This window comes from Membranihabitans maritimus (assembly GCF_021729145.1).
Taxonomy (GTDB): Bacteria; Bacteroidota; Bacteroidia; order Chitinophagales; family Saprospiraceae; genus Membranihabitans; species Membranihabitans maritimus.
In genome coordinates, this window is the sequence record NZ_JAJSLW010000003.1 from 234,076 (window position 1) to 247,250 (window position 13,175).

The 13,175-nt window shown below is 35.2% G+C and carries 12 protein-coding genes; 5 read left to right on the plus strand and 7 right to left on the minus strand.

Going from position 1 to position 13,175, the window contains the following annotated elements:
* Positions 1 to 183: 183 nt before the first annotated feature.
* Entirely contained in the window at positions 184 to 1,329 is a 1,146-nt protein-coding gene (locus LVD47_RS04880; protein WP_236974428.1) for a serine hydrolase domain-containing protein, read from the minus strand.
* Positions 1,330 to 1,732: 403 nt separating this feature from the next.
* On the opposite strand from LVD47_RS04880, the gene LVD47_RS04885 reads away from it, so the two are divergent.
* Together LVD47_RS04885 and LVD47_RS04890 are read left to right on the plus strand one after the other, a co-directional pair.
* Positions 1,733 to 2,332 (plus strand): hypothetical protein, encoded by a 600-nt coding sequence (locus tag LVD47_RS04885; protein WP_236974429.1) that lies wholly within the window; start codon positions 1,733 to 1,735, stop codon positions 2,330 to 2,332.
* A 119-nt stretch (positions 2,333 to 2,451) separates the two neighbouring features.
* Positions 2,452 to 4,407, plus strand: a complete 1,956-nt coding sequence (locus tag LVD47_RS04890) for a M1 family metallopeptidase (RefSeq protein ID WP_236974430.1) — start codon at positions 2,452 to 2,454, stop codon at positions 4,405 to 4,407.
* A gap of 73 nt (positions 4,408 to 4,480) precedes the next feature.
* Here the strand turns inward: LVD47_RS04890 and LVD47_RS04895 are convergent, their stop codons facing one another.
* The 6 genes from LVD47_RS04895 to LVD47_RS04920 all read right to left on the minus strand — a co-directional run bounded on the left by LVD47_RS04895 (position 4,481) and on the right by LVD47_RS04920 (position 10,301).
* Positions 4,481 to 5,590, minus strand: coding sequence for a glycosyltransferase (locus tag LVD47_RS04895; protein WP_236974431.1), 1,110 nt, complete (start codon positions 5,588 to 5,590; stop codon positions 4,481 to 4,483).
* A 101-nt stretch (positions 5,591 to 5,691) separates the two neighbouring features.
* Positions 5,692 to 6,120, minus strand: coding sequence for a hypothetical protein (locus LVD47_RS04900; protein WP_236974432.1), 429 nt, complete (start codon positions 6,118 to 6,120; stop codon positions 5,692 to 5,694).
* A 134-nt stretch (positions 6,121 to 6,254) separates the two neighbouring features.
* Complete coding sequence (locus LVD47_RS04905) at positions 6,255 to 8,000, minus strand: ABC transporter ATP-binding protein (protein ID WP_236974433.1); 1,746 nt, start codon at positions 7,998 to 8,000, stop codon at positions 6,255 to 6,257.
* A gap of 345 nt (positions 8,001 to 8,345) precedes the next feature.
* Positions 8,346 to 9,056, minus strand: coding sequence for a RadC family protein (gene radC, locus LVD47_RS04910; protein WP_236974434.1), 711 nt, complete (start codon positions 9,054 to 9,056; stop codon positions 8,346 to 8,348).
* Between the two features lie 73 nt (positions 9,057 to 9,129).
* The gene (locus LVD47_RS04915; protein WP_236974435.1) at positions 9,130 to 9,483 is read right to left on the minus strand and encodes a YkvA family protein; all 354 of its coding nucleotides are present in this window, start codon (positions 9,481 to 9,483) and stop codon (positions 9,130 to 9,132) included.
* Between the two features lie 155 nt (positions 9,484 to 9,638).
* Positions 9,639 to 10,301, minus strand: coding sequence for a polysaccharide deacetylase family protein (locus tag LVD47_RS04920; RefSeq protein ID WP_236974436.1), 663 nt, complete (start codon positions 10,299 to 10,301; stop codon positions 9,639 to 9,641).
* 233 nt (positions 10,302 to 10,534) lie between these two features.
* On the opposite strand from LVD47_RS04920, the gene gltX reads away from it, so the two are divergent.
* The 3 genes from gltX (at position 10,535) to LVD47_RS04935 (ending at position 13,164) form a co-directional block, all read left to right on the plus strand.
* Positions 10,535 to 12,076, plus strand: coding sequence for a glutamate--tRNA ligase (gene gltX / locus LVD47_RS04925; RefSeq protein ID WP_236974437.1), 1,542 nt, complete (start codon positions 10,535 to 10,537; stop codon positions 12,074 to 12,076).
* Positions 12,077 to 12,078: 2 nt separating this feature from the next.
* Positions 12,079 to 12,276: a hypothetical protein gene (locus LVD47_RS04930; protein WP_236974438.1), complete on the plus strand. Its 198-nt coding sequence runs from the start codon at positions 12,079 to 12,081 to the stop codon at positions 12,274 to 12,276.
* A 318-nt stretch (positions 12,277 to 12,594) separates the two neighbouring features.
* The gene (locus LVD47_RS04935) at positions 12,595 to 13,164 is read left to right on the plus strand and encodes an RNA polymerase sigma factor (protein WP_236974439.1); all 570 of its coding nucleotides are present in this window, start codon (positions 12,595 to 12,597) and stop codon (positions 13,162 to 13,164) included.
* Positions 13,165 to 13,175 lie beyond the last annotated feature (11 nt).

Here is a 13,175-nt window from a genome sequence, read left to right on the forward strand (position 1 = left end):
CTGCAAAGATAAGGAAAGCTTTGTAATAAACAAGGAGATAAGTAAATATATTTTGGCAAAGACACTTCTGAAACGGATAATTATCAATCAAGTCCGGTTGTAAACATACAACTTCTATAAATTACAACTTATAAAAAAAAGCAAGGTACATCCCTGCAATCCGTTTATTCGAAGGAAAAAGATTTATGAGACCGCCGACATCACTCCTTCAATATAACTGTATACATCTTCCGGAATCTGCTTTCCTTCCACTTCCCTTTTAGCGTTTTTTTTCCCCAATCGTGTAATTACCAAATCCATAGAAGGAATAACAATTACATATTGCCCCAAATGTCCCCTCATCATGTAGAAAGGATATTCATAATGTAAATCCAACCAAAGTCCATACCCATATTGAGGGCTTTCCAAAAACGCTGGACGCGTCATCAAATCTACATATTCTTCATCCAATATGATCTTATTATCCCATTGCCCCTTCTGTAATAGCAATTGCCCCAATCTCAGAAAATCACGGGCCGTAGCATTGATGCAGCAATACGCCCTTTCCATGCCCACCGACTCATCAATCATCCATTTGGCATCTGATTCCATACCCAACGGACTCCAGATCTTTTTTGTTAGATATTCACTCAACGTGCAGGGTAATACTTCCGACAATACCATAGCCAGTAATTGTGTATTTCCACTGAGATAAGTAAATGATTTACCCGGATCTTCCTTTATTTTTCTACCTAGAATAAGCTTATTCAATTGATCTCCGTAGTAAGCCTGCGTAGTTACATTAAACGGTAAATAGTACTCCTCTTGCCAATCCATCCCAGTACTCATCCTCGCCAGGTCTCCTACCGTGAGACGGCTTCCTTTCCCTTTACTATACACGGGAAAATAATCAGAAACATTTGTTTGCAAACTCTCGATAAAACCATCTTTTATAGCACACCCCAAAAGCATAACTACTACCGATTTAGCCATAGAAAAAGAGTTGGATAGTGTACCAACCTGATGTCCATTCCAGTATTTCTCAAAAATTAAAAGACCGTCTTTTGCTACCAAAAAAGCCACTGAATCCATTTTTCCCAAAAGTCCAATATATGCATCTTCTATTTCAAGAATATCATTGGAATCGGTCTTGGGAAATGAAGATGGATGAACTGAATAAATGTCCCGAACCGGAAAATATTTATAGTCATCAATGGAACTTGTCTTTCGTCCTCGTAACAAGGTAAGCCGGATCGCTCTAAAAATATATTTGTGATAAACACGCAGATATAAATAGATAAGAATAAAAATCCCTAAACTAACTATTATTAACCATACTATTCTATCCACAAAAATAAATTTTCATATTATATCAATAGAAAACACAATATAATTTCACTATATTAGAAGACCACACCTCACATTCTTAAAGCAATCACAAATATCGTTCACTTAATAAGTTTATTTTCTGGTTATTTCAGAATATAATATCATCATCATGTCGTTTCCAATTTCCTTAAAAGTCTATATTCAGTATAAAATTGATCCATCCATCACTCTGGATCAAAACTATATTAAAGTTTTGCTTTTATCTGTGTTTCTTTCTATTCTATTTACTTCAACGCTCTATTGCAAGGTAAAAAATAATTGGAGTAGCTGCTTCCTGCGGACAAAAACTACTACAACCGATACTATGTGCGACAAATTAATCTTCAGGGATGCCAAATTAACTTTTACTTTATCCAACCTGGAAATGTCAAAAAAAAGAATCATGGAACTACTCATCTCTGAAAACGGCAGGATATTTTTTGAGGAAGAAAACAAACATGATGATATAATTGAAAACAAAATTCTCGTCGGAGTAACTGATGATCACTTTGATCCATTAGTATCAAAACTAGTTCAAAATATTGATGGATATGAAAACAAGAAAATACAATTAAGACCAACCAAAAATTCAAATTCTATATTAAATAATGAATTAGAAAAATTAACAAACCTCGAGATAAAATATTTAGATCAATTAAGCCGCTCACTCAAATTATCTGAATCACATATCCTTCAAAGAAGGTTAACACAAATTCATAAGGCTATTACTTATTTGGAATTCCAAAAAGAAAGGAACCAATTACCCCAACAATTATCTTATGTGAATATTGAATTAAAGAGTCCCTATCCAAAGCAAGATATTTCTTATCCAACCATCGTATCAAACTTTATAATGGGATGGAATTTTCTGTTAAATGGAATTATGTTTTTAATAAAATTATGGCCAGTGTACTTCTTATATTTTTCCATACGAATATGGCATAAATACAAGAAAAAAAACTCCAAAACACCGGTCAATAACTGAATTTTACCACAAATGATGATCATTCACCAAGCTACTTTGTTTCTTTTTTGCAAATCAGATTAGTAAAGAGGGCAAGAACAATTATATTTGCACTTTTTAAATATTTTAATAAACGGCTTATGATTAAGATCTTACAGGCAATAGTCCCAGTTTTTTTCGGCATTTTTATATTTTGTTCCATTGGTTATTCTCAGAAAGTCAACGACAATAACCAGGATATTTTTGAAGATTTCATGGATCGTTCCAGTACCATTTATCGAAGTGCATCCGGACAACCGGGCCCCAAGTATTGGCAGAACGAGGCACACTATAAAATTAAAGTCGCGTTAGATACTACCACTCACTCAATATCAGGAAATGTGTCTATTGAATACATTAATAACAGTCCGGAAGGTTTGCCCTTCATTTGGTTGCAATTAGAACAAAATCGTTTTACCAAAAATTCCAGGGGAACACTTACAACCCCTATCGCCGGGAACCGGTATTCCGGAGACATATATGGTGGTTATAATATTTCGAACTTCTCCGCAAAATCAAATAACGGTGCTAAAAGTGAAGACTATCTTATCAATGACACAAGGATGAAAATTAACCTTGCTAATCCTATCGAACCCAATGGAGGTAAAGCTATAATTTCGATGGATTTCACTTTTCAAATACCTGAACGGGGAATGGATAGAATGGGGCGCCTTGAAACAGAAAATGGCACTATTTACGCCCTTGCTCAGTGGTATCCAAAGGTAGCAGTATTTGACGATATCCAGGGATGGAACAATGAGCCGTATTTGGGAGCAGGAGAATTTTATCTGGAATACGGTAATTTTGACTATGAAATAACAGCTCCATATAATCACATTGTTGTAGGATCAGGTGAACTTCTCAACAAAAAGGAAGTATTGTCAAAGACGTTGCTAGCAAGATGGGAAAAAGCAATGGCAAGCGATACGACGGTATTTCTTATCCAGCCGGATGAAGTCAATAAATACAATATAACCCGTCCGAAGAATAAAGGTACTATTACGTGGCGCTATAGGATAGAGAATGCACGTGATATTGCATTTGCCAGTTCGAGATCATTTATCTGGGATGCTTCCAAAATAAATTTATCCGAAGGTAAAACAGGTATGGCACAATCTGTTTACCCTGAAGAAAGCATGGGAGACCATGCCTGGGGACGATCTACAGAATATACTAAAGCTTCTATAGAACATTACTCGGACATGTGGTACCCCTACCCTTACCCTACTGCTATTAATGTAGCCTGTAATGTGGGTGGCATGGAATATCCCGGGGTATCTTTTTGTCATTACCGGGCAACGAACAGGGGGTTATGGGGTGTTACAGATCACGAATTTGGCCATAACTGGTTTCCTATGATTGTTGGCTCCAATGAGAGAAAATATGCCTGGATGGACGAGGGTTTTAATACTTTTATTAATCACTACAGTACCAAGGAATTTAATAACGGTGAGTATGCGGCGACACTCGACCAAACCCGACGTTTTACGGGGTGGTTGACTAATGAATCAAGAGAATCTATTGCTACGTATCCCGATATAGTCGACCTTAGTAATTTGGGAATGATAGGATATCGGAAACCCGGAATGGGATTAATCTTATTGCGTGAATATATCCTCGGCCCCGAACGCTTTGATCCAGCATTTAAAGCATATATCGAAAGATGGGCATACAAACACCCCCGACCTGTTGACTTTTTCAATACTATTGACAATGTATCCGGGGAAAACCTTAGTTGGTTTTGGAGAACATGGTTTTATGGAAATGGGAATATAGATCTTAGCATAAATCATATCAATCAGCGAGACGGAAATTATATTATCAATTTGGGAAATAATGGTGAAATTCCCATGCCCGTACTACTAAAAATATCATATAAGGACAATACATCAGAAGAAGTGGTTCTACCTGTCGAAATTTGGCAACGTGGAAATAATTGGAATTATCTACACATTACAGACAAAACAATAGATACGGTAGAAATAGACCCTCGTAAAATACTTCCCGATATTAATGGATCAAACGACATGTGGCCTGCCGATATTTATGACAACTAAAAACCAGAATTAACCTTATAATCGGAGTAGAGATTATTAATTATTTCTACTCCTTTTTTCACTAATGCCGGCTCTATCCTTTCCTACCTTTCCATTTATAATTCATACCAACTATTAACCGATACATAATAATATAACTATACAGGATCTGAAAGTAACTGGCCTTGACTATATCGGTCCACACATACTTTTGCTTAACCCATCTCATACCTGATCGAATTACCATATAATCTGCTAATAATTTAGAAATAATCAAATACAAAAATACAGAACGGGCATCCTGAAGGCCTATACTCAATAATAAAAATATTAAAAAAATAAAAAGAAATGTCAAAAAGGTTCCAAGGTAAAATTTAGTGCCAAGGTGACGATAGGCTTTAGCCTTTCCTCCCCAACGCAATCGTTGATTGAGAAAAGACTCAAAAGATGTCAAAGCCGGCGTATATGCAATAGCGTCACGGGATTTGACAAATGTTATTCTTCCCTCCTCTAATTTACCTTTCTGTATAAAAAACACATCATCACCTGAGGGGATGTCCACATTATCCTCATAGGGCTGAACCTGTTTATAAAATGATTTTAAAAATCCCATGTTGGCACCATTGGAAGAATACATTAATTTGCTCTTGATTCCACCACTGGTTAAGACATTCAGGGAAGCTTGTTCTAATTGCTGGTAATATTCAATAAATCTATTTTGGTTTTGGCGAGTAAGTACTATCGGACCCGTCACCAGGTCCACAGACTTTCCAATGAGTGTCCCTACCATTGATACTACCCAATTTTCACCCACTATACAATCACCGTCCGTAGTCAATATTATCTCTCCATTAGCCTCATTAATCCCCCGAATTAAGGCTTCTTTCTTCCCAAAAACTCCTTCAGGAAGATCAATAATCTTAACCTTGGGTACCGTCTCCACTTTTTTTCTTGTGTGGTCAGTACTATGATCATTAATTACTATTATTTCGTAATCTTCTGCAGGAAATTTCTGTCTAAGGAGGGCCTGTATGCAGTCCAGGATATTGGTTTCTTCATTGCGAACAGGAATCACAATGCTGACTGTAACATGCGGCAAATCCTCAGCAGCAATATTAATATCTGCAGACCGTTTCCATGAATAAAATAAAAACAGCTGCATTATAAGGTAAACGGAAGCAACTGCAGCCAAGAAAAGCAGCATAGAATTTTTTTTGGGTTAAAAGCCAAACATTGATATCAGCTCTTTTAATTATTACCGTACTTCTAAGATGCACAATTTACAATAAAAAGTACTAGATAAATTTAACGATAGTTTTTTACTGAATCAAAATTCTTGCTTTCTTCTTCGATTTCAACATAATCAATATATTCACTTCCATCTGCTACAGACTCTTCTTTATTCGTTCTTCTATTTGACCATTGCGATCTGGCCCTTAAGAATAAAATAAGGCATGTTACGGGAAATGCGATTAATGAAATTAATCCCAATCCAATACCCATTACTGGTTTCATTCGAGTTAATTGCACAAGGTACTTTCCAAAATTTTTGATAGTACTAAAGTTCATAATTGAAGCAGCTACTAATAAGATGGGTGCAGCAAAAGCAAGTCCTATAAGTACCCCCTTGGCAATATAAAAACCAATATATAAAAGAGCAAAGAAAATTAATAGTCCGAAAAGTATTTGAACAAAACTAAAAGGATTATTATTTGGAGATCTATAATAAATCATTATTTGCTAATATTTGTTACTTATTCGAGAATCTAACTAAATTCCCTGATTTATGTTGAATAATTGGAATATTTATTCGATTAATTATGTCGTTTATTCGACAATTCCAATGGTAACAATAGTCCTAAAAGAATTTATATTTCTTCAAATTGAAGCTCATATAGTTTTCGAAATTTTCCTTCCTCTTTATTCAACAACTCATCCATAGTTCCAAATTCCACAATTTCCCCTTTCTCCAGTACCAGAATCTTGTCTGCATGCTTGATAGTACTTAATCGATGTGCAATTATAATTGATGTTCTGCGAGTAATCAATTTTTCGATGGCATATTGAATTAAATTTTCGGTTTCCAGGTCGATATTTGATGTAGCTTCATCCAAAATAAGTATGTCCGGATTAAAGATCAACAATCGCACAAATGAAATTAATTGTCTTTGTCCGGATGAAAGATTAGATCCTCGTTCCGTAACTACAAAGTCATAATTATTCGGAAGATCCATAATTAGTTCGTGAGCACCTATCATTTTAGCACATTCTACCACATCTTCCCTGGGAACCGTTTCGTCCATCATCCTTATATTTTCGAGGATAGTCCCTGAAAAAAGGAAAACATCTTGTAAGACCAACCCAATTCGATGTCGGAGGCTATCTAATTGATATTCTCTCACATCCCTGTTATCAATTTTAATGACCCCGCTTTGTATCTCGTAAAATCGTGATAGTATATTTATCAATGTAGTTTTACCCGACCCCGTACTTCCGACTACTGCCAGGGTCTCTCCTGGTTCTATTCTAAAGTTGATATTTTTTAATATGTCATTTTCCCCGTCATAGGAGAAGTAAACATTATCAAATTGGATACAACCTTTTAATCGCTCCGGCCTGTAGCTTCCTTCATCAAAAATCCGATCTTTCCGATCCAGAAGGTTAAAAATTCTTTCACCGGCTACAATTCCCATTTGCAAAGTGTTAAACTTATCCGCCAGCATTCGCATTGGACGAAACAACATATTCAAAAAAATTGGGAATATTACCAAACTACCAAATGTCAAATCATCACCAATAATTCCCCTTGCCCCCCACCAAACCAACAAGGCTAAAGCCAGGGCTGAAATAATCTCTACCACGGGAAAAAAAACTGCATAATACAAAATAGAATCAAGGTTTGCCTGGGTATATTCTCTATTAATAATTCTAAATTTCCCACGCTCTTTATCTTCCGCATTAAATATTTGCACTATATACATCCCGCTTAATCGCTCTTGCAAAAAAGCATTCATTCTGGCAATCTGTGCTCTTACCTTCTGATAGGCAACTTTTACTTTTTCCTTAAAAATATAAGTGGCTATTACAATTAGGGGTAAGGTAAGAAGTACAATAATAGTCAAACGCAAACTAACGACCAACATAGTAATTAATACAGCGACAATCCTCAGGACATCAGCTATCATAATTAATACCCCCTGTGTAAACACCTGATTAATGGATTCAATATCATTAATTGTCCGTGTGGTAGAAGTACCTACGGGTGTCCGGTCAAAATACGTAAGCTTGAGCGATAATACCTGGCGAAAAACACTGGCTCGTAAGTCCCTAATAACATTCTGACCTAATAAGTTTGATAAAAAAACGAAAAAATAACGTACAACAACCTCGACCAGTAAAATACCAATCATGACCATTGTAATGGTCAAAAGTCCGTCAAAATCAAATTTTAAGATATAGTCATCAACTGCTTTATTAATAAGAAGAGGCCTTACTACACTCAATGGAGCCAGCACTATAGCGAGCAAGCCAGAGATTATAAATAATCCTTTATAATTCCCACCCAAAGCTAAAATACGCCTCAGAATGGTCCAATCAAACTTATTTCCTTTCACATTTTTTACCATGAAACTACGAAGATAATATATGTCAACCAGAAACTATCTTTTTTGTTTATCCCCGTACTTTGATTGGACTAAAAAAAGATTTCAAGTCAATCCAATTCAGTCATTAGTATAAACTTCAAATGTACAATTACATAAAAAATGTAAAATAAATATAAATGCTGACTTGCATTCCCCAAATTTTTTTGAATTGGAGTTTAGGAATTCAAAAAATTAACACAGAAATATTCACGGAACGCATAGGGATCTTAATTGCCGACAACTACTTTACAATGGATTGGTTCATGTATTAAAACCTACCGGTATTTGTCGGCCATTTAAGGGGAAAAATATGTCCTATAAAGTCCCTTCATCTGCAAAACTGTAATACCCTGTAGATGTGACTATCAAATGATCCAAAACCTCAAGCTCCAGGTATTTTCCAGCAACTTTTATTTTATGGGTTAATCTTATATCATCCTTAGAAGGGTTGAGATTTCCCGAAGGATGATTGTGGGTCAAAATAATACCACTTGCAGATTTTTGAAGTGCTGGTTTAAAGACCAATTTGGGATCTACAATAGTTCCTGACACACCGCCTTTACTTATTAAAATTTGATCTATGATTTTATTTGACCTGTTGAGTAAAAGAATCCAAAATTCTTCATGATTTAAGTCTTCCACATATGTCTTGATATACTGATAGGCATCTTTACTACTCTTCACTTGAGGAGAGTCAATTGTCTCTGCTCGTTGACGCCTTCTTCCCAATTCCAGTGCTGCCGCAATAGTTACGGCTTTTGTCATTCCAATTCCTTTAAATTTTGTCAACTCGGACAGCCCCATTTTGCTAAGATGTACGAGATTGTAATTTACACTGCTCAAAATTCTTTGACTTAATTGAACTGCATTTTCCTTAGCATTTCCCTTCCCGATAAGAATAGCCAGTAATTCCGATGACGTAAGATGAGCGGAACCTTTTTGAAATAACTTTTCTCTAGGTCTGTCAGCAATATGCCAGGACTTTAGAGATCTTGAAGAAAAAGAGTTTTTTTTATCAATTTTCACTTTTAGAATATAATCTACCTTTGCAGAATATACAAAAAGATTATCTAAAGACTAAAAAATAAGGCAAGACACTTTACAATTTTTCTTCAATACGCTGTAACTCTTTCAAATCTAAATCTCCAGTCCAACTCCGTAATTTCTTTCTTGCATTGATTTTTACATCATCCGAAATATAAGCACCTATTGTAACCAAGGCAAACGACAGTACTCCAAAATCATCTGTATATCCCAGTACTGGTGTAAAATCTACCACTGAATCAAAAGGTGTTAATAAATATCCCAATGCTCCAAGCACCACATTTTTTGCCCATCTCGGGGTATCCGGATTCCTATATGCATAAAATAATAAAAGAGCAGAGTACCCCAGTTTGAAACCAAGTGCCCTCAATTTATCTTTAAGAAATTCAAAAATTTTTTTCTCCTTCATATCTTTTTTTTAACAAGTAAGTTTTTACAAACAAGAATGAATTCCGCGTAAAACCAACTTCTTCAACATTCGAATATAAAAATAAGTTTCCTTAAAGATTGAATAAGTAAAATACAGATCACATAAATAATTAATATTCAAGTATTTAAACCCTGCTACCTAAAAGATTCAACTTCTTTCATTGATTTATTTTTATTTGTCACATCATCTGTAATCGGGAGAAATGAAAAACCTTTACCGGAATAGTATTCTAATACCTTGGGCAATGCATACAACATTCTATCTTTTGATTTATCACTATCGTGAAAAACCACAATTGAACCGGGTCTTCCATGTTTTATAACATTCAAATAGCAATCATCACCATTGATCTTTTTATCAAAATCTCCACTGAGGACATCCCACATGACTATTTGGTAATGCCGGGTCAGAAATGTTACCTGAGAAGGTTTAATTCGACCATATGGAGGACGAAATAATCGAGAATGAGCTTCAGATGCTCCTTTTTTTACATTATTAAAATAGGTAGTGTTATCTGTTGCCCATCCATTGAGATGGTTATAGGTGTGGCTACCAATTGAATGCCCTTCCTTTTGTACCACATCATACGTTTCTCGATACTTTGAAATGTTTTCACCTACAAAGAAAAATGTGGCTTTTGCTTCAAAATTCTTAAGAATCTCCAAAACCATAGGAGTTATTTCCGGATGGGGACCATCGTCGAAAGTAAGGTATATCACTTTATTTTCAGAACTTTTTTCCCAGATTAACTGTGGGAAAAATTCTTTTACGAACCGGGGTGTTTTGATCAGGTACATTCTATAGGACTTAATTTGCAATTAGGATCAATATTTTTTTACTTTTGCTACTGTTAATCCGTACTATAAAAAATTATATTGTTGAGCCAACACAAATATGAAATGTAGAAATGCCTAACAATAAAAAAAATGTATAGTTAGTATCACAATAACCTGTTAGTGAAAATAACCAATTGATAATACACATTATAAATATTTTTAATATTTAACAAAAAAATCCTTACGTTTCGGATATGAATAAACAAAAAGTAAGAGTTCGATTTGCTCCTAGTCCCACAGGAGCTTTGCACATAGGAGGAGTACGTACAGCTTTGTATAATTATTTATTTGCCAAACAGAATGGGGGAAACTTTATTTTGAGGATAGAAGATACGGATCAGACACGCTTTGTCGAGGGTGCTGAGGAATACATAAAAAAAAGTTTGGATTGGATAGGAATCACACCAGATGAAGGTCCGGAACAGGGTGGGGATTATGGCCCCTATCGACAATCTGATAGAAAATCACTTTACAAAAAGTATGCTGACCAACTCGTGGAAAAAGGGCATGCATATTATGCTTTTGATTCCCCTGATGATTTAACTCAATTGAGAGAAGAATACGAGAAGGAAAGAAAAATATCTTTTAAATACGACGCTACGGTCAGATATCAATTAAAGAACAGTCTAAATCTTTCTCCTGAAGAAGTAAGCACTTTAATAGAACAGGAGGTTCCCTATGTGGTAAGAATGTTCATTCCGGAGGACGATGAAGTAATTTTTTCTGATTTAATTAGAGATGATGTACGATTTGATACGAATGAACTGGATGATAAAGTGATCTTAAAAGCAGATGGAATGCCTACTTATCACCTAGCGAATATTGTGGATGATTATTTAATGGAAATAAGTCATGTTATACGAGGTGAGGAGTGGTTGTCCAGCACAGGTCATCATGTATTATTGTACAAAATGTTGGGATGGACAGAAAGGATGCCTCAATTTGCGCATCTCCCCCTATTATTAAAGCCAGAAGGTGGGGGAAAACTGAGCAAAAGAGATGGAGCTAAATTTGGTTTTCCTGTCTTTCCACTTCAATGGGAAGAACCGTCAGATGGAAATACATACAAAGGTTTCAGGGAAGCAGGAATTCTTCCTGAAGCATTAGCTAATTTTATAGCGCTGCTTGGTTGGAGTCCGGGGAATGACCAGGAAATATTTTCTGTGGAAGATTTGGTTAAAGTTTTTAGTCTAGAACAAATCAGTAAAAGTGGAGCGAGATTTGATTATGACAAAGCACTTTGGTTTAATCAACAATACATCATCCATTCAGATACCCAATCCTTGTTATCTTATATTGAAGATTACTTTCCTAATATCTCAGGATTAGCATCAAAGGAGTATCTCTCAAAAGTTTTGGAATTATATAAGGAGAGAATACATACCATTTTGGAATTTCCGGATCAGGCTCTTCCTTTCTTTTCTGAAGAATTTGAATACGATACAAAACAAATCAAAAAGCGCTATAAGCCTGAAAACCACGAATTGTACCTGGACCTGTTTGAAACGATAAATAATACAGACCCTTTTGAGCAAAGAAGTATTAAATCTAATGTAGAAAGTTTTATTTCCGAAAAAGAAACTAAGTTTGGTGTCGTCCTTCCTATTTTGCGATTGGCCATTGCGGGAATTTTACAAGGTCCGGATTTGTTTGCAATGATGGAGGTAATCGGAAAAGAAAAGACCAGGAAGCGACTAGACCGATCTCTTCCCATTTTCCAGGAATTAAAAAATTAATCATGGCAAAAAATAAAAAGTCCAAAAACGATCCCAAAACCCACGATGACTTGAAGGGTTTTAATATACATATCAATGAATTTGGGCAGGTAGAATCTACGCTTCAGCAGGATAAATTAAATACTTTTCTCAATGATAATGTAGAAGATAAAAAATTTAATAAAAAAGTAATTGAACAATTGTCAAAAGAAGAGGAATAAGGATTTTTAATCATCCGAAAGACCACACGCTTCTTACCTTTTTCGTTCTCACTTTAATTATCTAATTGGTAAGCAGGCAATAGGCAAATGCAATAATTGCATCATTTTATTAATTTTCATCCCATTTCCAGGTATAGCCAATCTTTGATATTTATAATTGCAACACCTAGTGCCTACAAGATTACCTCTTTTGTATACGCCTTTGTTGATCATATAAATCACATTTGCAACTACTTATTACTCAGGCTCATGTTATTTTTCCGGCTTCGTGCAACTTTTATATTTTGTTGTTCGTCTATACGGTAAATACACTGAAAATTGGAGGAAGGCCTTTCAGAGCAAGAGACCCTGGTAAAAAAATGCAGGTCCGGGAACCCATTGGCGCAACATATTCTATATGATAGATATGCCGTTTCTATGTATAATGTAAGTTTACGCATCCTGGGAAATACAGGGGAGGCAGAAGATGTTTTGCAAAATTCCTTTATTCAGGCTTTTAAAAAAATTGACGGTCTGGAATCCAATGAAATGTTCGGGAGCTGGCTAAAAAGAATTGTTGTTAATCATTCCATTGACGCCCTGAGAAAAAGAAAAATAAAGTTCATCAGTCTGGATGCGAATGATATTGAAATTGAAGTTTGGGAAGAACCTCCAAGTTTTTTTGACGAAAAACCTAAAAAAGAAGTTATAAAAAAAATTCAGAATGGAATTAAACAATTGCCTGAAGGATATAAAACCGTAATTAATCTTTACCTTTTTGAAGGCTATGACCACAGTGAAATTTCGGAAATTTTAGGAATTAGCGAATCCACATCCAGATCACAATATATAAGAGCCAAAAAAAAATTGAGAAAGATTTTAAATAATAATAGTAAAGTCAATTTTTAATCATCTGTACA